This window comes from Pseudomonas sp. FP2309, from assembly GCF_030687575.1.
Lineage (GTDB): Bacteria > Pseudomonadota > Gammaproteobacteria > Pseudomonadales > Pseudomonadaceae > Aquipseudomonas.
This window is the reverse complement of the sequence record NZ_CP117439.1, coordinates 2037501-2058950: the sequence shown is the minus strand read 5'-3', so window position 1 is coordinate 2058950 and position 21450 is coordinate 2037501. Positions and strand designations below refer to the sequence as shown.

15 protein-coding genes, 2 rRNA genes and 1 pseudogene (1 of these 18 cut by a window edge) are annotated in these 21450 nt (G+C 60.1%); 9 read left to right on the top strand and 9 right to left on the bottom strand.

Features of this window, described 5'->3' with window-relative positions:
- Positions 1–149: 149 nt before the first annotated feature.
- A pseudogene (locus PSH59_RS09565) lies at positions 150–692 on the bottom strand (HAD family hydrolase); the annotation flags it as partial.
- Between the two features lie 256 nt (positions 693–948).
- On the opposite strand from PSH59_RS09565, the gene PSH59_RS09560 reads away from it, so the two are divergent.
- From PSH59_RS09560 to PSH59_RS09550, 3 genes are all read left to right on the top strand, one after another.
- A complete protein-coding gene (locus tag PSH59_RS09560; protein ID WP_248081179.1) occupies positions 949–1749 on the top strand; it encodes a glucose 1-dehydrogenase in 801 nt (266 codons plus the stop codon).
- On the top strand, positions 1742–3568 hold the full coding sequence (locus PSH59_RS09555; RefSeq protein WP_305394890.1) for a glycoside hydrolase family 15 protein: 1827 nt from the start codon (positions 1742–1744) through the stop codon (positions 3566–3568). Before PSH59_RS09560 ends, PSH59_RS09555 begins: the two co-directional genes overlap by 8 nt.
- A gap of 82 nt (positions 3569–3650) precedes the next feature.
- Positions 3651–4577, top strand: coding sequence for an alpha/beta fold hydrolase (locus tag PSH59_RS09550; protein ID WP_305394889.1), 927 nt, complete (start codon positions 3651–3653; stop codon positions 4575–4577).
- Here the strand turns inward: PSH59_RS09550 and PSH59_RS09545 are convergent.
- Complete coding sequence (locus tag PSH59_RS09545) at positions 4547–5515, bottom strand: GlxA family transcriptional regulator (protein ID WP_305394888.1); 969 nt, start codon at positions 5513–5515, stop codon at positions 4547–4549. The two genes, PSH59_RS09550 and PSH59_RS09545, sit on opposite strands and share 31 nt — an antisense overlap.
- Positions 5516–5605: 90 nt before the next feature.
- On the opposite strand from PSH59_RS09545, the gene inhA reads away from it, so the two are divergent.
- From inhA to PSH59_RS09520, 5 genes are all read left to right on the top strand, one after another.
- Complete coding sequence (inhA, locus tag PSH59_RS09540; RefSeq protein WP_305394887.1) at positions 5606–6286, top strand: isonitrile hydratase; 681 nt, start codon at positions 5606–5608, stop codon at positions 6284–6286.
- 175 nt (positions 6287–6461) lie between these two features.
- Positions 6462–6977 (top strand): sigma-70 family RNA polymerase sigma factor, encoded by a 516-nt coding sequence (locus PSH59_RS09535; protein WP_248081165.1) that lies wholly within the window; start codon positions 6462–6464, stop codon positions 6975–6977.
- Complete coding sequence (locus PSH59_RS09530) at positions 6964–7914, top strand: FecR domain-containing protein (protein ID WP_305394886.1); 951 nt, start codon at positions 6964–6966, stop codon at positions 7912–7914. Before PSH59_RS09535 ends, PSH59_RS09530 begins: the two co-directional genes overlap by 14 nt.
- Positions 7915–8018: 104 nt before the next feature.
- Positions 8019–10505 carry a TonB-dependent siderophore receptor gene (locus PSH59_RS09525; RefSeq protein ID WP_305394885.1) on the top strand — a complete coding sequence of 829 codons (2487 nt, stop codon included), beginning with the start codon at positions 8019–8021 and terminating at the stop codon, positions 10503–10505.
- A 190-nt stretch (positions 10506–10695) separates the two neighbouring features.
- Positions 10696–12144, top strand: coding sequence for a mannose-1-phosphate guanylyltransferase/mannose-6-phosphate isomerase (locus tag PSH59_RS09520; protein WP_305394884.1), 1449 nt, complete (start codon positions 10696–10698; stop codon positions 12142–12144).
- Positions 12145–12198: 54 nt separating this feature from the next.
- Here the strand turns inward: PSH59_RS09520 and PSH59_RS09515 are convergent, their stop codons facing one another.
- The 4 genes from PSH59_RS09515 to PSH59_RS09500 form a co-directional block, all read right to left on the bottom strand.
- Positions 12199–12771: a DUF4174 domain-containing protein gene (locus PSH59_RS09515; RefSeq protein WP_305394883.1), complete on the bottom strand. Its 573-nt coding sequence runs from the start codon at positions 12769–12771 to the stop codon at positions 12199–12201.
- Positions 12772–12935: 164 nt separating this feature from the next.
- Positions 12936–13568: a glutathione S-transferase gene (locus PSH59_RS09510; RefSeq protein ID WP_305394882.1), complete on the bottom strand. Its 633-nt coding sequence runs from the start codon at positions 13566–13568 to the stop codon at positions 12936–12938.
- Between the two features lie 71 nt (positions 13569–13639).
- Positions 13640–15997: a DNA polymerase II gene (locus PSH59_RS09505; protein ID WP_305394881.1), complete on the bottom strand. Its 2358-nt coding sequence runs from the start codon at positions 15995–15997 to the stop codon at positions 13640–13642.
- A 377-nt stretch (positions 15998–16374) separates the two neighbouring features.
- Positions 16375–16842 (bottom strand): SRPBCC family protein, encoded by a 468-nt coding sequence (locus PSH59_RS09500; RefSeq protein ID WP_248081150.1) that lies wholly within the window; start codon positions 16840–16842, stop codon positions 16375–16377.
- Positions 16843–16940: 98 nt separating this feature from the next.
- On the opposite strand from PSH59_RS09500, the gene PSH59_RS09495 reads away from it, so the two are divergent.
- Positions 16941–17342 carry a GFA family protein gene (locus tag PSH59_RS09495; RefSeq protein WP_248081148.1) on the top strand — a complete coding sequence of 134 codons (402 nt, stop codon included), beginning with the start codon at positions 16941–16943 and terminating at the stop codon, positions 17340–17342.
- A 1-nt stretch (position 17343) separates the two neighbouring features.
- On the opposite strand, the gene mrdA is transcribed toward PSH59_RS09495, so the two are convergent.
- The 3 genes from mrdA to PSH59_RS09480 form a co-directional block, all read right to left on the bottom strand.
- Entirely contained in the window at positions 17344–19236 is a 1893-nt protein-coding gene (mrdA, locus tag PSH59_RS09490; protein ID WP_248081146.1) for a penicillin-binding protein 2, read from the bottom strand.
- A gap of 230 nt (positions 19237–19466) precedes the next feature.
- Positions 19467–19582: ribosomal RNA gene (gene rrf / locus PSH59_RS09485) — 5S ribosomal RNA — on the bottom strand.
- Between the two features lie 157 nt (positions 19583–19739).
- Positions 19740–21450, bottom strand: a 23S ribosomal RNA gene (locus PSH59_RS09480); it runs 1181 nt beyond the window's last position.

Sequence of the window (21450 nt, the reverse complement as noted above, 5' to 3'; positions counted from 1 at the left end):
CGGTTAATAAGCGTCAATAATTCACGCATATCGCAAAAGGGTGTCGCACCGGCCTCGGCCAATGCGGTATGCCGATGCAGCGGACCAAAACCCAGAACTTTTATAGTGGCGGCGACAGCCGCTTGAATGCCGACCACACTGTCTTCAATAACCAGGGCATCACGTACATCAACGTTATACGTAGCGCACGCGGTTAAAAACACCAAAGGATCAGGTTTCCAACGCCCCAGTTCATAACAACTGAATATTCGTCCTTCAAAGTACGGTAACAACCCAGTGAGGCGTAAACAGTGTTCTATTTTGTTACGCGGCGCACTGGAGGCCACGCAATAAGGGATTGTCAGGCCGTCCAATACATCACTGATGCCATCGGTGGCTTTCAACTCGAGTGTTAACGCGGACAATGCCCGCGTTCGAAAGTCCTCTTCAAACGTCCTCCCCAAACTAACATTTAATAATTCCTCGGCTTCACGCAGGCACTCGCCAACTTTTCGCCCACGAAAGCGCTCAATGAAATAAGCACGGTCCAGTGCCTGACGCTCATGCACAAGAGCATTAAGCATGGAGATCAATACAGACAGGGTGATCTCTTCACTTTGGACAAGTACACCGTCGCAATCGAAGATGACTAACTTGGGCAACTGCGCTGCCCCCTGCTCTGGTAGTTCCCCTATAACGGCCGATAGACACATAGGCTTCTCTATATAGGTGACTCCGCGTGACTTCTGAACTACCGGCGGAGCGAGTTGAGGTGTGCCTATAAGACACGTGAGCAAAAATCCTGTCAAACGCTTTTGAGCGGTTTTTTAGTATCTTATGGTTATTTTTTATAGTTCTGTTATTCCATTTATCACCATGGTTGTAGTCGTCAAAATCACACGGCTGAACTTCCCTTGCTCACGGTCAGTCAGCTGACGTGAACTCACGAATTTCAAGGTCGGGTGGGCAATGCATATCTCGTTGGAGCAACAAGTGGCACTGGTGACGGGCGCCAGTTCCGGCATCGGTGCCGGCGCGGCCAAGGCCCTGGCGCAAGCCGGTGCGGCCGTGGTGCTGAATTACAACCGCCAGGCGGCACCGGCCGAGGCGTTGGCGGCGCAGATCAATGCCAACGGTGGCCGGGCCATCGCGATTGGCGCGGACGTGTCCCAAGAGGCCGATGTCGAGCGGCTGTTCGCTCAGACGCTGGAGGCGTTCGGGCACCTGGATATTCTGGTGGCCAACTCCGGCCTGCAAAAGGATGCCGCCGTGGTCGACATGAGCCTCGACGACTGGAACAGCGTGATCGGCGTCAACCTCACCGGCCAATTCCTGTGCGCCCGGGCCGCAGTGCGCATCTTCACGCGCCAGGGCGTGCGCGAAGGCGTGTCACGGGCCGCCGGCAAGATCATCCACATGAGTTCGGTGCATCAAGTCATCCCCTGGGCCGGCCACGTGAACTACGCCGCGTCAAAGGGCGGTGTGGAGATGCTGATGCGCACCCTCGCCCAGGAAGTCAGCGCGCAGCGAATCCGCATCAATGGCATTGCACCGGGGGCGATTCGTACGGCGATCAACCGTGCCGCCACCGAGGGCGCGGCCGAACAGCAATTGCTGAAATTGATTCCCTATGGCCGCGTCGGCGACGTGGAAGACGTCGCCAACGCGGTGGTCTGGCTGGCCAGTGATGCGTCCGACTATGTGGTGGGCAGCACCTTGTTCATCGATGGCGGCATGAGCCTTTATCCGGAGTTTCGTGACAATGGTTGATTTGAAAAACGAACCCCAAAGCGCCATCGATGCGCACGGCATCATCGGTGATATGCGCACAGCGGCCCTGGTGAACGATAAAGGCAGCATCGACTTTTTGTGCTGGCCGGAATTCGACAGCCCATCGATTTTTTGCGCACTGCTGGATACGCCGGACGCCGGCACTTTCCAGCTCACCCCCAACCTGCCCAACGCGCGCCGCGAACAGATCTACCTGCCCGACACCAACGTGCTGCAAACCCGCTGGCTGAGCGATGAAGCGGTGGTGGAGATCACCGACCTGTTGACCATCAGTGAGTCCCCCGATGACCTGCCCTTGTTGATCCGCCGCGTGCGCGTGGTCAGCGGCACGGCCGACTTTCACCTGCGTTGTGCGGTGCGCCATGACTACGCGCGTGCCGCCACCCACGCCAGCGTCGATCACGGCGCGGTGTGCTTCAACGCCGAAGGTCATCCCGGCCTGCGCCTCTCTGGCAGCCACCCGCTGCAGATTGAAGACGCTGCCGCGGTGGCCCATTTCACCCTCACCCAGGATCAAGGCGCCGAATTCGTTCTCGGTGGCCAGGACGATGCGCGCGTCGACAGCAACGGCACCGACCTGGCGCTGGCCCATACGTTGCAGTTCTGGCGCGGCTGGATCGCCCAATCGAATTACCGCGGGCGCTGGCGCGAAATGGTCAACCGCTCGGCCCTGGCGCTCAAGCTGCTGACCTCGCGCAAACACGGCGCGATTATCGCCGCCGCCACTTTCGGCCTGCCGGAATCACCCGGCGGTGAACGCAACTGGGACTACCGCTACACCTGGATCCGCGACGCCTCGTTTACGGTCTATGCGTTCATGCGCCTGGGTTTTGTCGAAGAAGCCAACGCTTATATGCGTTGGCTCAGGGGCCGGGTCAGCGACTGCTGCGGTCAATCGCTCAAGATCAATATCCTCTACGGTATTGACGGCCGTCAGGAACTGCCCGAAATCCACCTGGATCACCTGAGCGGCCACGGCGGTGCCAGGCCGGTGCGCATCGGCAACGAAGCGGTCGACCAGGTCCAGCTGGATATCTACGGCGAGTTGATGGACGCGGTGTATCTGGTCAACAAGTACGGCGAAGCCATCTCCCACGAGGGCTGGAAACACACGGTGGAAGTGGTCGATCAAGTGTGTGAAGTGTGGAACAGCAAAGACGTGGGCATCTGGGAAATGCGCGGCGAGCAGCACCACTTCCTGCATTCGCGGCTGATGTGCTGGGTGGCGCTGGACCGCGCGATCCGCCTGGCCTCCAAGCGCTCGCTGCCGGCGCCTTTCGCGCGCTGGGACCAGACACGCCAGGCGATTTACGCCGACATCTGGAGCAACTTCTGGAACGAAGAGCGCGGGCACTTTGTGCAACACATCGGCAGCACCGCCCTCGACGGTTCGATGCTGTTGATGCCGCTGGTGCGCTTCGTCGCGGCCACCGATCCGCGCTGGCTGAGTACGCTGGAAGCGATCCAGAAAAGCCTGGTGCGCGACGGCATGGTGTACCGCTACCGCAACGACGACAGCCGGATCGACGGACTGCAAGGCACCGAAGGCGCGTTCACCGCCTGCTCGTTCTGGTACGTCGAATGCCTGGCCCGCGCCGGCCAGGTGGAGAAAGCCCACCTGGAATTCGAGCAATTGCTGCGCTACGCCAACCCGCTGGGGCTGTACGCCGAAGAGTTCGACAGCCAGGCTCGGCACCTGGGCAACACGCCCCAGGCGTTGAGCCATTTGGCACTGATCAGTGCGGCGACGTTTCTGGACCGCAAGTTGAGTGGGGAGAAGACCGTATGGCAACCTTGAGACGAACGCCCGTTAGAAAACCGATGCCGCGTGATGTTGAGCTAGAGTGTTTATTCTTCTGGCCAACCGACAGGCGCCCCTCATGATCACCGCTCCCTCGCTGCATTACGTGCGCACGTCGATGCTCGACATCGCCTACGAAGCCCATGGCCCTGCCGACGGCGAGCCGGTGATTCTGCTGCATGGGTTCCCTTATGACCCGCGCGGCTATGACTCGATTGCGCCGGTGCTCGCCGAGCGTGGTTACCGGGTGCTGGTGCCCTACTTGCGCGGGTACGGCCCGACACGCTTTATCAACGATCAGGTGATGCGTTCCGGGCAACAGGCGGCGCTGGCGCAGGATCTGCTCGAGTTCATGGATGCGCTGTCTATCCCGCGCGCCATGCTGGCGGGGTATGACTGGGGTGGACGCGCCGCGTGTATCGTCGCGGCGCTGTGGCCGCAACGAGTCCGTGGGTTGGTGACAGGCGACGGCTACAACATCCAGGACATCTCAAAGTCGCCCGCCCCGCGCGCGCCGGAGACGGAACACCGCCTGTGGTACCAGTATTACTTCCATACCCCGCGCGGCGTGGAGGGTTTGACCGCCAACCGTCGCGGGTTATGCAAGCTGCTGTGGTCGTTGTGGTCGCCGTCGTGGGCCGCGGGGCCTGGGCTGTATGCGCACACGGCGCCGTCGTTCGATAACCCGGATTTCGTCGAGGTGGTGATTCACTCTTATCGCCATCGCTTCATGTATGCGCCCGGCGACCCGGCACTTGAGTTCATCGAGGAGAAACTCGCTGAGCAACCGTTGATCTCGGTACCCAGCATTTCGTTGTGCGGTGCCGATGATGGCGTCGGTCCGCCGTCGGAAGTGGACGAGGATGTGCAGCACTTCAGCGGCTTCTACCGGCGTCAGGTGTTGCCCGGCGTGGGCCACAATATTCCTCAGGAGGCGCCCGGCGCCACCCTTGAGGCACTGTTGGAATTGCTCGCCTATGACACTGGCGAAAAGCGTTCACGGTAAGCCTGGGGCGTCACCGCCAAAGCCCGCAGGAAGCTGCGCCGCAGGGTTTCTTCACAGCCAAAGCCACACTGCACGGCGATGCGTTTGATCGACGTGTTGCTGTGCGCCAACTGCCGGCGCGCGGTCTCGACGCGGATCAGTTCGACGGCGCGGGCCGGGGTCTGGCCGGTTTCAGCGCGGTAGTGGCGCACGAAACTGCGCTCACTCATGCCGACCTGGGCCGCCAGGGTCGAAATGTTCAGGTCCAGGCTGAGGTGTTCGGCGATCCAGGCGTGAAGTTCAGCGAAGCGGCTGTCCCCTTTTTGCAGGGACAACGTGACGCTGAACTGCGACTGGCCACCAGGGCGCTTGAGAAACACCACCAGGTGCCGCGCCACTTCCAACGCCACCGCGCCGCCCAGGTCTTGCTCCACCAGGGCCAGGCACAGGTCGATGCCCGCAGTGACCCCGGCCGACGTCCACACGGCGCCTTGCTGGATAAAGATCGGGTTGGACTCCACCGTCAGCGCGGGAAACTTGCGCGCCAGTTCTTCACAGCGCGTCCAGTGAGTGGCCACGCGACAGCCGTCGAGCATGCCGCTGGCGGCCAGCAGGAATGCGCCGGTACACACCGAGGTCATGCGCCGGGTGTGCCGGGCTTTTTCGCGCACCCAGTCCACCAGCGCCAGGTCTTCGGCGGCGCCGTAAACGCCCCAGCCGCCGGCAATCACCAGGGTGTCGCACGGCGCATCGGCGGCGGGCAAAGGCTCGGCCACCAGCGCCAGGCCGGCGGAGGTCATCACCGGTTCCGTTTGCGCCGCAATCACCGAGACCGCGTACGGCAATGGCTGGCCGCGCTGGCGGGCCAGGTCGTTGGCGGAGGCGAACACCTGCAGCGGCCCGGTCACGTCGAGCACTTGAACATTATCGAAAGCAAGGACGTGGACGATTCTGGACATGGTTGGCGTGATTGGTGGGTTCAATGGCGTATTCGCCAAAGACTAGGCCTCTAGAGTGGAGCCGTCCACCCCTTTATTGGAGCGTCATTGATGACCTTGCAGATCGGCTTTGTGTTGTTTCCCGGCATCCAGCAACTGGACCTGACCGGCCCTTATGACGTGCTGGGTTCGCTGCCGGATGTGAAGTTGCACCTGGTGTGGAAAGACCTGGCGCCCGTCACCTCCAGCACCGGTCTGGTGTTCACCCCAACCACGACTTATGCCGACTGCCCGAACCTGGATGTGCTGTGCGTGCCCGGCGGTTCCGGGGTGGGTGCGTTGATGGAAGACCCGCACACCCTCGACTTTCTCAAAGCCCAGGCCCAGACCGCGCGCTATGTGACGTCGGTGTGCACCGGCTCGCTGGTGCTCGGCGCCGCAGGTTTGTTGCGCGGCCGCAAGGCCACCACCCACTGGGCTTATCACGACATGCTCGCGCCGCTCGGCGCCATCCCGGTGCAGGAGCGCGTGGTACGTGACGGCAACCTGTTTACCGGCGGCGGGATCACCGCAGGCATTGATTTCGCCCTGGTGCTGGCGGCAGAGCTGTACAGCGAAGCGGCGGCGCAGTTGGTGCAGTTGCAGATCGAATACGCACCGGCGCCGCCGTTTGACGCGGGCAGCCCGCAGACGGCGCCCGCGCATGTGCTGGAAGAGGCGAAAAAACGCACGGTGGACTCGCGCAAGGTGCGCGGTGAAATCACCGCACGGGCGGCTGCGCGCCTGGGCTGATGCAACCGATGTGACTGTAGCTGTGGCGAGCGGGCTCGCCACACACCCCCTCCCCCTGGCCCGTCGCGGCGCAACATGATCACCCCACGCACCCCAAAAATGATGCTGGCCCCCGCCCTGCGCAGCGACTAGAATGCGAAACATTATCAATTAAGACTGCTGCGCCAGGATGCCCATGTCGAGCGATCCCCCACTGGACCATGCCGCTATCGGCCAGCTGTACCATGCCCATCACGCCTGGCTGCGCAGTTGGTTGAACCGCCGCACCGGTTGCCGTGAACATGCCGCCGACCTGGCCCAGGAAACCTTCGTGCGCCTGCTCAATGCGCGCAAGCAGCAGACCTTGCAGCAGCCACGTGCCTACCTGAGCACCATCGCGCGCAGCCTCATGATTGACCACTACCGGCGTCGGGAACTGGAACGCGCCTATCTCGAAAGCCTCGCGCATTTTCCTGAAATCGAGGTGCCGTCGGAAGAAACGCGGCGGCTGATCCTCGACAGCCTGGAACGTATCGACCGCCTGCTCGACCAGCTCAAGCCGCGCGTGCGGGAGGCGTTCCTGCTCGCACAACTGGACGGCCTGACCTGCGCGCAGATCGCCGAGCGCCTGGATGTGTCCAAGGCGACGGTAGAACGTGACCTGTCCAAGGCACTTCATGCTTGCTATCGGTTGCGCTATGTCGAACTTTGATCCGCGCCTGGTGGACCAGGCAATCCAGTGGATGATCACTCTGCGCTTCAATGTCGCCGACGACGCCAGCACTGCAGCATTCGACCGTTGGTTGCACACCAGCGCCGAACACGAGCAGGTGTGGCAGCGGGTGGCGACGATGAACGATGATTTCAGCCAACTGCCGGCGCAGGTCGGGCGCCATACCCTGCGCGGTGCGCGTCAACGCATCAGCCGTCGTGAAGGCTTGAAATTGCTGGGGCTGGTGGCCGGTGCGGCGGGCTTGACCTGGCTCGGCCGCGACTACACGCCGCTGCCGGCCCTGATGGCCGATTACCGTACCGTCACCGGTGAACGGCGTCTGGTGACGTTGAACGACGGCAGCACGGTCCAGCTCAACAGCGCCACCGCCCTCGATACCGCGTTCAATCAGGAGCGACGCCTGGTGCAACTGCGCCAGGGTGAAATCCTGGTGAATACCGGTGCCGACCGCAGGCCTTTCTGGGTCAAGACGCGTGACGGTTACCTGCACGGCCTCGACACGCGCTTTCTGGTGCGCGAAGACGCCCAGGGCACGTTACTGGCCGTGCAACAGGGCCGTGTGGCGCTGTTTGCCGATCGCCCAGACGCCGGCGCGCGTCAGGTGATCAATCCAGGCGAGCAGGTGGTGTTCGACCGCAACGGCATCCGCCCTCCCGCCGCCAACGGCCTGGACCCCTGGGCCTGGAGCGACGGGGTGATCAGCGCGCAAAACATGCGCCTGGATGACTTCCTCGCCGAGCTGAGCCGTTATCGCAATGGCGTGCTGCGCTGCAGCGAAGCGGTGGCCGGGTTATGCGTATCGGGCACTTATCAGTTGGACGACACTGATCAAGTGCTCACCCTGGTGGCGCACTCCCTGAAGCTTGATGTGACGTACCGCAGCCGTTATTGGGTGAGCGTTTCAGCGCGCGTATGAACGCGAAAAATAAATGAGGTGAATTCGCATTGCCGTTCGACCTGTAAGGAAAGGCCGATCAACAGGCCAGTTCTGTTCACTTCCTTCAGGAGCATCCCGCGGTCATGCAAGCGTTCCCCTCCCAACGTTCCCCCTTCAAGCGCGCGGTACAGGCCGCGGTGCTCGGTGCCTGCCTCAGTGGCGCGGCCGCGCCGACGGTCGTGCTGGCTGACAACACGGCCAGCGATACCCAGGCCCACGACTGGAACATCGCCGCCGGCGCCCTCGCCCATGCACTGGACCAGTTCGCCCGCCAGGCCGGCATCAGCCTGTCGTACGACGCCACCAGCGTCGCGGGCAAGACCAGCCCAGGCCTGAGCGGCCGCTTCGACCGCGAACAGGCCCTTGGCCAACTGCTGCGTGGCCAGGGCCTGCAAGCCCAGCGTCAGGGCAACAGCACCTGGCTGCTGTTACCGCAAGTGGCCGATACCGGTGCACTGAACCTGGGCGCGACGATGGTCACCGGCGAACGCCTGGGCGCCACCACCGACGGCACCGGTTCCTACACCACCGGCGCGGTAACCATCGGCAAAGGTGAACACAGCCTGCGAGAGACGCCGCAATCGGTCAGCGTGATCACCCGCCAATTGATGGACGACCAGCAGCTCACCACCATCGACGACGTAATGGAGCGCACACCTGGTATCACCACCTACGCATCGCCCATGGGCGGCAAGTATTTCTATTCCCGTGGGTTCAAGATGCTCGGCCAGTACCAGTACGACGGTGTGCCGCTGGACATGGGCAAGGACTACGTTCAAGCCGACAGTTTCAGCGCCAACATGGCGATCTACGACCGCGTCGAAGTGCTCAAAGGCGCCGCCGGGATGCTCAAGGGCGCGGGCACCGCCAGCGGCGCGGTGAACTTCGTGCGCAAGCGGCCCCAGGCCAAGCCCACCACCAGCCTTTCGCTGTCCGCCGGGACCTGGGACAACTACCGCGCCGACGTCGACACCGGTGGCCCGCTCAATGACAGCGGCACGGTGCGCGGACGCGCGGCGATCAGCCAGCAGCATCGCGGTTCCTACATGGACATCCAAAAGCGTCAGGACCAGGCGTTCTACGGCGCGCTGGACATTGACCTGAGCCCCGAGACCACCCTGGGCGTCGGTGCCAGCTACGAAGATGTGGACGCCACCCCGTGCTGGGGCGGTCTGCCGCGCTACGCCGACGGCAAAAGCGCCAACCTCAGCCGCTCCACCTGCCTGGGCCAGTCCTGGAACGACTGGCAAAGCCGTCGCGCCACGTTCTTCGCCGACCTCACCCATCAGTTCAACGATGACTGGAAACTCAAGGTGGCGGCCGTGCACAGCCGCAACCTGCAAGACACCAAGTACGCCGCCAGCGAAGGCACCATTGCCTACGGCAACCCGGCACCCACGGCCGGCTCCTACGCTGCATTGATGGACTACGACCACAAGGACTTCGGCCTGGACGCCTACGTCGACGGCAAGTTCCAAGCCTTCGGCCTGGAACACGAGCTGATCCTTGGCGCCAACGGCAGCCGGGGTACCCAGGACGACGTGTACGCGATCCAGAGTCTTGCCTTGCGCCAGAGCATCTATAACCCCAACCACCACTTCCCGGAACCGGCCAACAGCAGCTTCTGGCCGAACATGTACCGCGGCGGCACGGTCAAGGAAACCGCCACCCAATACGGCACCTATGCCACCTTGCGCCTGCGCCTGGCGGAACCGTTGATGCTGATCGTGGGCAGCCGCGTGAGCTGGTATGAGAACCGTCGCCAGTCCAATAATCTGGCCTGGGGCGAATGGGCGGTGCAGGACGCACGCACCAGGGAAACCGGCGAGGTCACGCCGTTTGCCGCGCTGATCTATGACCTCGACGAGCACCTGTCGGTGTACGCCAGCTATGCGGATATCTTCCAGCCACAAAGCTCCTACGCCACCGTCGACGGCGCCGCGCTCAAGCCGAAAATCGGTGACAACTATGAGCTGGGCATCAAGGGCGAATGGTTCGATGGGCGCCTAAACAGCTCCCTGGCCCTGTTCCGCTCCGTCGAGAAAAATGGCGCCGAATCCGACTACACCACCCAATGCGCGACCTCCGCCGATGGCTATTGCTACACCGACAAAGGCAAGGTGCGCGCCCAGGGGGTGGAAGCCGAAGTCAGTGGTGAACTGCTCGAGCGCCTGCAACTGTTCGGCGGCTACACCTACACCCAGACCAAGTCACTGAGCACCATCGATGTGGCAAAGGAAGGCGGTGTTTCCAACACCTATGTGCCCCGCCACATGCTGCGTCTGTGGGGTGATTATCAACTCGACGGCGCGTTGTCGAAATGGAGCGCGGGCACCGGCGTCAACGCCCAGAGCGGCAATTACCGCGTACAAACCATCAAGCTTGAACAGCCCGGTTACGCGACGTGGAACGCACGCGTGGCGTATCGCATAGACGACACGTGGACCGTGGCGTTGAACGGCAATAACCTGTTTGATAAAACCTACTACAGCACCGTCGGCACTGCTTCCTGGGGCAACTTTTATGGCGAGCCGCGCAACTTTACCGTGAGTTTGAAAGGCAACTTCTAAACCCACACCTCCCCGGTTGTGGCGGGGCACTTGATACGCCCTGCCATACCTCTTGTGCCGGCCCTTGCTACCGTCTTTTGACCCAGAACGTGTCGAATACGACCTGGCGTGCATCTCCAAGTGTGCGGTTTGACTTGTACATCGCCTTTATAACGGTCACGGCCGTCCTGTCCACCAAGGAAATCTATTGATGAACACCCTCAGCGGATTGATTCCCTGCATCATTTCCGGTGGTTCGGGCACGCGGCTGTGGCCAGTGTCGCGCCAGAACATGCCCAAGCCCTTCATGCGCATGCGTGACGGCCAAAGCCTCCTGCAGAAGACCTTCCAGCGCGCCGCCAAACTGCCGGGGGTACACTCCGTGCTCACGGTGACCAACCGCGACCTGTTGTTTAGCACCCTCGACGACTACCGCGGCGTCAACACGTCCAGGCTGCATCTGGACTTGCTGCTCGAACCCTTCGGCCGCAACACCGCAGCGGCCATCGCCGTGGCGGCGCTGCATGTGCAGGAACACTTCGGCGACGATGCGCAGTTGCTGGTGATGCCCGCCGACCATTTGATCCTCAATGAGATGGCATTTGCCGAGGCCGTCAGTCAGGCACGCGACTTGGCCGATGCAGGCTACCTGGTGACCTTCGGCATCCAGCCCGATCATCCGGAAACAGGCTTCGGCTACATCGAACAAGGTGAACAGCTGAGCCATGGCCACCGGGTCAAACGCTTCGTCGAGAAGCCCGACCTGGCCACCGCCCAAGGCTATCTCGACGGCGGCAAGCACCTGTGGAACGCCGGCATGTTCTGCTTCAAGGCCAGCACGCTGGTGGACGAGCTCGCCGCCCACGCACCCGACGTACTTGAAGCCGGCCGCGCCTCGCTCAGCCGCAGCCAAAGCCTGCAGAACGATACCTCGCGCCAACGAGAGCTGGACGCGGACGCCTTCGGCCGCGCGCCGGACATATCCATCGATGTGGCGCTGATGGAAAAGTCCAGCCGGGTGGCAGTGGTGCCCTGCGATATAGGCTGGAGCGATATCGGCTCGTGGGAAGCCCTGCGTCAACTCACGCCCAGCGACGCCCATGGCAATCAGGTCAACGGCGAAGCGATTTTGCATGATGTGCACAACTGCTACATCGACTCACCCAGGCGTGTGCTGGGCGCCGTAGGCGTGCGTGACCTGATCATCGTCGACACCCCCGACGCGCTGCTGATCGCCGACGCCCATCGCAGCCAGGATGTGCGCTTCATCGTCGCCGAACTCAAGCGCCAGAACCATCCGGCGTACAGGCTGCACCGCACCGTCACGCGGCCATGGGGCACCTACACCGTGCTGGAGGAAAGCAGCCACTTCAAGATCAAGCGCATCGTGGTCAAGCCCATGGCGTCGTTGTCGCTGCAGATGCATCACCACCGCAGCGAACACTGGGTGGTGGTCAGCGGCGCGGCGCAGATCACCAACGGCGAGCGAGAGTTTTTAATCAACGCCAACGAGTCCACCTACATTCCGGCAGGCCACAAGCATAGGTTGACCAACCCAGGCATCATCGACCTGGTGATGATCGAGGTGCAGAGCGGCGAGTACCTGAGCGAAGATGACATCGTGCGCTTCGATGACGTCTACGGCCGCGCACCTGGCTGAGTATCCGGGCATTCGCAGCAGGGTGAGCGAAGTCTTCCTGGCGGTGGCGCTATTTCAATCATCCAGCGGTTGCGGGGCGGCTTTGCTGCCAGGCTTGACGGGTTTGGCGCCCTTGACCGGCGCGGGTGGAGCGGGTTCCGGCTCGGCTGCGGCTGCGGCTTCTTTTTCGGCCATAGGCATCTGGTCGATGGTGCTGAAAAACTCTTTCAGGTCGAGGCTGTCCGGGGGCACAGTCTTCTCAAGTTTCTTCTCGCCGTCCTTGCCGATCAGGATCGCTTTCGTACCGCTGCCGGCGCCGAGCTTGAGCGCACGAATCAGCGCATTGGTTTCCGGGGGCGTGAGTTTTTTGCTGTCTTTGGGGTCCTTGGCGAACTTCTCGCCTTCGGCACCGATACTGCCGAATTTCACGGTGTAGAACACCATGCTGCGCTCTTCGAAGGACTGCTTGGTGGCGGGCTCTTCCAGCTGTTTCTTGAGCGTCGCCAACGTCGGGTTACCGGCATCGAGTTCAACCACCACCAGCGGACGGGCTTTGCCCAGGTCCTGCTTGAGCGGATTATCATCAGCAGCCAACAGCGGCCCCGTAAAAGCCATCAAGGTAGCCAGGGTCAGCGACCGGATGAGCATGCGCACCTCCTTTGAATTCCATGCAGGGTTCTTGAGTTTCATGTCTGCGACAGCCAAATTCAAGGATGATTCCTACACAACTTTAAGAAAGCGTAGGTCAGGACACCCGCTACGCAAGGGGTTGAGGGGCACATCGGTGATTGTTTCCTCAGATTGCGGAAACATCATGAGACCTCCCACTGCGGCCAATGTCGCGCAAACACCGGCGCCACAATGGGGTCGGCATCCACCCGCGCCAGCGTCTGGGCAAAACTTGGCGCCAGGGAGCTCAATGCCTTCCGAGCATCGTCCCAGCGCGACACCGCTGCCGCCATGAGGCCCAGTGCATTGGGCTGGCCACTGGGTGCAAATAATTGTTCGGCGAGCTGATCGGCGAACACCACCCAGGCCTGGTGCAGGTAGCGGCGGGTGCCATTGACCAATTGTGTCTGTAGTGCTTCGTTGACGTCGCCCAGCCAGCGTTGCGGGTAGTCGATGATGCCGATCGCCGAGTAGCAATTGGCGGCGATGTACACCAGCCCGCGCAGGATCTGACCACGGTTGCCACTCAATAACTCGCTGGCCGGAAACTCCAGGCCCAGGTGGACCAGGATCGCCGCGCTTTCCGTCAGCACCTGCCCATCCGGGGTCACCAGGGTAGGCACCTGTTTGAGCGGGTTGATACGTGCCAGCGCGTCGCTGCCCTCGCCTTCGGCCCAGGAAGCGGCGTCCACCCGATACCATTGCACCCCACAGCGCTGCAGGGCGATTTCGATCATGCACGAGCCGGATTCGTCGATGCCATAGAGTGTGAACATGCGGTTACCCTCGTCGGTAATCATCCTCGGGCCACCACAATGCAGTGCCTGAGCACAGCGACGCAAGTGCGCTAAAACAAGCCCATTTGCCCGCCGACCAGCGTGCTGAAGTCATCGTTCACGAACGGCAAAATCGCGTCGGCCACCGGCTGTAATTGCCGGGTGACGTAGTGGTCGTAGTCGATAGGGGCTTGCCGTATTTCCAAGGGCTCCGGGCCGTTGAGGCTGATCACGTAGCTGATCCAGCCTCCGCGCTGATACTGGCGCGGGCGTCCCAGGCGGTCGTTGTACGCATCGGCCAGGCGCGCAGCACGCACATGGGGCGGCACGTTGCGTTCATAGTCATCCAGTTGCCGGCGCAGGCGCTTACGGTAGATCAGCAATTCGTCGAATTCGCCGCTCAGGGTACGACGCACATAGTCGCGGATGTAGTCTTGATGGGGTTGGCGGTGAAAGATGCGCTGGTAGAGTTCCTGCTGGAAGCGCCGCGCCAGTGGAGACCAGTCGCTGCGCACGGTTTCCAGGCCCTTGTAGACTATGTCTTCACTGCCATCGCTACGGGTGACCAAGCCTGCGTAGCGCTTCTTGCTGCCCTCCTCCGCCCCGCGGATGGTGGGCATGAGAAAGCGCGTAAAGTGGGTTTCGTATTGCAACTCCAGGGCACTCTTCAGGCCGAACGCCGTGTGCAGATGCTCACGCCACCAGTCGTTGACGTGCCGCACCAAGGCTTGGCCGATGCGGCTCGCGTCTTCCTGGGAATGGGCATTGCCGAGCCAGACGAACGTGGAGTCGGTGTCGCCATAGATCACTTCATAGCCCTGGGCTTCGACCAGTTCGCGGGTCTGGCGCATGATCTGGTGACCACGCATGGTGATCGAAGAGGCCAGCCGCGTATCGAAAAACCGGCAACCGCTGGAGCCGAGCACACCGTAGAACGCGTTCATGATGATCTTAAGGGCTTGGGACAGCGGCGCGTTATGTTCGCGCTTGGCCACTTCACGGCCTTCGGACACCCGCGCAACGATGGATGGCAGACAGTGTCGCGTGCGCGAAAAACGTGCACCGCGAAAGCCTTCAACCGAATCGCGGTCGTCAGGGTGCTTGAGGCCTTCGATCAAGCCAACGGGGTCGATCAGGAAGCTGCGGATGATCGATGGGTAAAGGCTTTTGTAGTCGAGTACCAGCACTGACTCGTAGAGACCGGAACGCGAGTCCATGACAAACCCACCGGGGCTGGCTTGGGGCGGTTTGTCCCCAAGGTTGGGCGCGACGAAACCCTGGCGGTGCATCAACGGCATGTACAGGTGTGTGAACGCGGCCACCGAACCACCGTTGCGGTCAGCTGGCAGGCCGGTGACGCTGGCCCGTTCCAGCAGGAACTTGAGTAGTTCGGTCTTCTCGAAAATCCGCGTGACGAGTTCACAGTCTTTAAGGTTGTAGCGCGCCAGGGCGGGTTTGTCCTCGGCGAACATGCGGTTGATTTCATCCATGCGCTGGTACGGCGTGGCGATATCCTTGCCTTCGCCCAGCAAGGTTTGTGCGACGTTTTCCAGGCTGAAGGATTCAAAGCTCCATGTGGCCGAACGCAGCGCTTCGATCCCATCGATAATCAGGCGCCCCGCCGCGGCGGCGAAGTAATGGTTGCGGCTGCCGTGTTCACGCCAGGCCATCGGCTCTTCGCCGCGCCCAAGCATGAGCGGCACGTTGAGGCGCTGGGCATGTTCGTGCAGCACACGCAGGTCGAATTGCACCACATTCCAGCCGATGATTGCATCCGGGTCATGGGTGGCGAGCCATTGGTTGAGGCGTTCAAGCAGTTGCGCGCGGGTGTCGCAGTAGTCGAGTTTGAAGTCCACCGTGCCAGCATTGTTCGGTGGGCCGAGCATGTACACCTGACGCTCGCCGCAGCCTTCGAGGGCGATGGAATACAGGTCGCCCTGGGCGGTTGTCTCGATGTCCAGGGACACCAGCTTGAGCGGGGGGCGGTAGTCGGGCGCGGGTTTCATTTGCGCCTCGCACAGGGTGCCGTTGGCATCGGGCGTGCCGCCGAACCAGACCGGGGCGGTGATGTAGCGCTCCATCATGTAGCGTTCGGGTGGGCGTACGTCGGCTTCATAGACATCGACACCGGCCGCACGCAGGCGCTTTTCCACGTCCATCAACTGACGGTGCTGGCGGGTGTAGAGGCCCAGGACCGGGCGATGATGGAAATCGCACAACTGCAGGGGGCGCAATTCTATATCGCGCTCGCCTTTGAGCAGCCAGTCGAGAGGCTTGCGATGGGCTTCGGGAATAAACATTACCGAAGTCTGCACAGGTAGGCGGATAAGCCGTGGCCCCTGGTCAGTGGCCAGCCAGAAACTGACCTCCGTGCCCGCCGGGGTATCGCGCCAATGCCGGGTCAGGACAAAACCCTGCTGTAAATCCACCGTGCCACACCTCAAGAATCGCGTTCAGGTGCTGATTCTACGCGGCATCCGCTCGAACACGGCAGGTAAACGCCCACGCCGGGCGTAAGTTCACAAACTTTTTGCCTGGCGCTAAGAACAATTGCGATCATTTGCGCTGGAGTCGTTCGCGGATTGAGGAGGTGCAACGTCTTTTGCCTTTTCCTCACATCGACGGTTCGCCGTCAGGATCGACCCTACCCTTCTGTACCCGACTCACTGTGCTGCTGCCTGAGCGTTGCCGGCCACGTCGCAGGCCGGTTACCGCAAAGGATACAAACCGGTGGTGACATGAGTTCTGACAGCCTGTACGGCATCATGCCGCGTCAGATCATATCCACCGATGCCCATGTTTTGGTTCACGCCCGGCGCGCATTGTTCAGATAGTTTTCGATATTGCCCATCTGCTCATCCCAGCCACGGGAGTTCATCTTGAACGCTTTTTGCCGCCTGGCCGAGGGTATGTTGTCAAACCCGGATTCGACTACCCGCAGCAAAATACCTGGAGCGCGGTCCTCAATGGTGAATTCCACCAAGGTCGGGGTCTCGTTGTCATAGTCCACCCCCACCTCTACCGCGAACGGATGCCACCAGAAAGAGAACAGTGTTTGCGGCAGGATACGTTCGATCTTGGCCTTCCAGATCACATGTTCGTAACCTGGATAAGTAATCGGCGCCGTAATGGCATCACCCGCGTTAAAAGTCTTGCCCGTGAGGGCGATGCCAAACCACTGGCCGAAGTGCTCGGCGTTGGTGAGTGCTTCCCACACCTGTTTACGTGAAGCGTTAAGCAGAACCTTGCGCTCTATGCGATCTAATACGTGCATATGTCACCTCCTCCATTGACAGTAGGAGACATCAAACAATGCGCAACCTGAGGTTGTACGCAATGATGATGACACCATCCTTGAACCGACAATACGTTATGACTGACCCGCTGAATGGAAGTTGCTTCTGTAAAGGTGTGCGCTATCAGGTGAACAGCCTGGACATGCCTATCAGCCACTGTCACTGCAGCAGTTGCCGCAAAGTGCATGCGGCGCCGTTTGTCGCGACCGCAGGGGTGATGCGCGCGCATTTTCGTTGGACGCAAGGTGAGGCGTTGCTATCGTCCTTTGAATCTTCACCGGGCAAATTCAGGCATTTCTGCTCGCGCTGCGGCTCACACTTGATGGCCGAGCGTAGGCAACAGCCTCATGTGATCGTGCGAGTGGCGACGCTGGATGATGATCCGAGCGTCAGGCCCACCTCGCACATCTGGACCGCGCATGATGTGCCCTGGCTTGCCTATGACGGCGTAGAGCGCTGGGCTGAGTGGCAGGGTTGAATCAGACGTGAGGATCACCCGGAGCTTTCGCCGGTGCTGCGTATTGCGGCTTGAGGTGGCCTTGCTGGTCAAGCAGCCAGGCGTCCATGATCTGCCGTACCACGGGCCCTGCGACACGACCACCGGCTTCGCCGTTTTCGATCATCACCGAGATTACAATCTTAGGGTGTTCCGCAGGAGCGAAGCCGACGAACAAGGCGTTATCACGGTGGCGCTCCAGGGTCTTCTCACGGTTGTAGCGTTCGCCCTGCTTGATCGCGACTACCTGCGCGGTACCGCTCTTGCCTGCGATGCGGTATTGCGCACCTTGCGCCGCCGCACGGGCGATACCACGTGGGTCGTGCATCACCAATTGCATGCCATGGTTGACCTGCTCCCAGTCACGCGGATCCTTCAGGACAACGTTAGGCATAGGGTTTTCGTCCACCGGCGGCACGCCATCGATAGTCTTGGCCAGGTGCGGACGGTTCCATACACCTTTGTTGGCGATCAGCGCGGTGGCCTGCGCCAATTGCAGCGGTGTTACTTGCATATAACCCTGGCCGATACCGAGGATCACCGTTTCGCCCGGAAACCAAGGCTGACGGCGGGTAGCGCGCTTCCAGGCTTGAGATGGCATCAAGCCGGCTGACTCTTCGAACATATCCAACGACACTTTCTGGCCAAGGCCGAATTCAGCCAGATAGTCGTGCAGACGGTCGATGCCCAGCTTGTGGGCCAAGTCGTAAAAGTAGGTGTCGTTGGAACGCATGATGGCGGCGTCCATATCCACCCAGCCGTCGCCGCTGTGGTTCCAGTTGCGGTATTTATGGTCGAAGTCGGGCAATTGGTAGTAACCGGGATCGAAAACGCGTGTCTGGGCGGTCACTACACCACTGTCGAGACCGGCGATGGCGACCTCTGGCTTGATGGTCGAGCCCGGCGCGTATAACCCTCGAAGCACACGGTTGAATAGCGGCCGGTCAATAGAATCATGCAGCGCGGCGTATTCCTTGAAGCTGATGCCGGTGACAAAGAGGTTCGGGTCAAAACTCGGTTTACTGACCATGGCCAGTACCTCACCGGTCTGCGGGTCGAGCGCGACTACCGAGCCACGGCGGTCACCAAGGGCTTCCTCGGCCGCTTCCTGGAGTTTGACGTCGAGGCTCAAGACAATGTTCTTACCGGGGACGGGATCGGTGTGCTTGAGCACTCGCAGTACACGTCCCTGGGCATTGGTCTCGACTTCCTCGTAACCCACATGGCCGTGCAACTCCGATTCGTAGAAACGCTCGATACCGGTTTTACCGATCGATTGCGTCCCCCGGTATTCCACCGAATCGAGGGCTTTGGATTCTTTCTCGTTGATGCGTCCTACGTAGCCGATGGAGTGCGCGAAGTGAGCGCCTAATGGGTAATGACGAACGAATTGTGGTTCTACGTCCACACCTGGCAAACGGAATTCGTTCACCGCCAGCACCGCAATTTGCTCTTCGGTCAACTCGTAAAACAACGTCACAGGAACGAAAGGGTGTCGCGCTTGCTTCAGCGCCTTATCGAACACAGCCCGGTCTTCGGCAGGCAGGTGCAGCAGGTTTATTATCGCGTCCAGCTCACCCTTAAGATCGGTGGTGCGCTCGCGGGTGATGGTCAGGTTGTAGCTCGGACGGTTGTCGGCCAGCACCACGCCGTTTCGGTCGTAGATCAGCCCGCGCGTCGGGGTGATGGGGAGCACGTGGACACGATTGTTTTCGGAGATCGTGGAGTGATAGTCGTACTGCACGACTTGCAGGAAGTACATCCGCCCCACCAAGGCGCATGTAATGCCAATGACCAACAACGCGCAGGCGAACAGGCGCTTATTGACCAGGCGATTCTCTTTTTCGTGATCCTTGATCGGTATAGGTTCAGGCATTTCTACAGCATCTCTTTGAAGAAGGTCGACGCCGCGTCCTGCGTATAAAAGTCAGTCCTTGTGAAAATGTGCTGCACCATACCAAAAATGCGGAAACACTTTGCATCGATTTCCCCAACGGCATGTTGAGAATTTTATCAGGGATCGTAGCAATGACCTCTCCCCGTACTTTCCGAGCGCCCAAAACAAAACCCCTGTCTGCGTAAGCAAACAGGGGTTCTGGAATTTAATCTTGACGATGACCTACTCTCACATGGGGAAACCCCACACTACCATCGGCGATGCATCGTTTCACTACTGAGTTCGGGATGGGATCAGGTGGTTCCAATGCTCTATGGTCGTCAAGAAATTCGTGTACTGACTCGTGACCAAACGGCCTCGCTTCAGCAAATTGGGTATGTGACAGCTTTCGGTGTTTTGCGATCTACAAACTTTCGGTTCGTCTCGTCTTCACACACCGCAATCTGATGCCTTTTCAGGTTCTCAAATTGCTTGGGTGTTATATGGTCAAGCCTCACGGGCAATTAGTATTGGTTAGCTCAACGCCTCACAGCGCTTACACACCCAACCTATCAACGTCGTAGTCTTCGACGGCCCTTCAGGGAACTCAAGGTTCCAGTGAGATCTCATCTTGAGGCTAGTTTCCCGCTTAGATGCTTTCAGCGGTTATCTATTCCGAACATAGCTACCCGGCAATGCCACTGGCGTGACAACCGGAACACCAGAGGTTCGTCCACTCCGGTCCTCTCGTACTAGGAGCAGCCCCTCTCAAATCTCAAACGTCCACGGCAGATAGGGACCGAACTGTCTCACGACGTTCTAAACCCAGCTCGCGTACCACTTTAAATGGCGAACAGCCATACCCTTGGGACCGGCTTCAGCCCCAGGATGTGATGAGCCGACATCGAGGTGCCAAACACCGCCGTCGATATGAACTCTTGGGCGGTATCAGCCTGTTATCCCCGGAGTACCTTTTATCCGTTGAGCGATGGCCCTTCCATACAGAACCACCGGATCACTAAGACCTACTTTCGTACCTGCTCGACGTGTCTGTCTCGCAGTCAAGCGCGCTTTTGCCTTTATACTCTACGACCGATTTCCGACCGGTCTGAGCGCACCTTCGTACTCCTCCGTTACTCTTTAGGAGGAGACCGCCCCAGTCAAACTACCCACCATACACTGTCCTCGATCCGGATAACGGACCTGAGTTAGAACCTCAAAGTTGCCAGGGTGGTATTTCAAGGTTGGCTCCACGCGAACTGGCGTCCACGCTTCAAAGCCTCCCACCTATCCTACACAAGCAAATTCAAAGTCCAGTGCAAAGCTATAGTAAAGGTTCACGGGGTCTTTCCGTCTAGCCGCGGATACACTGCATCTTCACAGCGATTTCAATTTCACTGAGTCTCGGGTGGAGACAGCGCCGCCATCGTTACGCCATTCGTGCAGGTCGGAACTTACCCGACAAGGAATTTCGCTACCTTAGGACCGTTATAGTTACGGCCGCCGTTTACCGGGGCTTCGATCAAGAGCTTCGCGTTAGCTAACCCCATCAATTAACCTTCCGGCACCGGGCAGGCGTCACACCCTATACGTCCACTTTCGTGTTTGCAGAGTGCTGTGTTTTTAATAAACAGTCGCAGCGGCCTGGTATCTTCGACCGGCATGAGCTTACGGAGCAAGTCCTTCACCCTCACCGGCGCACCTTCTCCCGAAGTTACGGTGCCATTTTGCCTAGTTCCTTCACCCGAGTTCTCTCAAGCGCCTTGGTATTCTCTACCCAACCACCTGTGTCGGTTTGGGGTACGGTTCCTGGTTACCTGAAGCTTAGAAGCTTTTCTTGGAAGCATGGCATCAACCACTTCGTTAACTAAAAGTTAACTCGTCATCAGCTCTCGGCCTTAGAATCCCGGATTTATCTAAGATTCCAGCCTACCACCTTAAACTTGGACAACCAACGCCAAGCTGGCCTAGCCTTCTCCGTCCCTCCATCGCAATAACCAGAAGTACAGGAATATTAACCTGTTTTCCATCGACTACGCTTTTCAGCCTCGCCTTAGGGACCGACTAACCCTGCGTCGATTAACGTTGCGCAGGAAACCTTGGTCTTTCGGCGTGGGTGTTTTTCACACCCATTGTCGTTACTCATGTCAGCATTCGCACTTCTGATACCTCCAGCAAGCTTCTCAACTCACCTTCACAGGCTTACAGAACGCT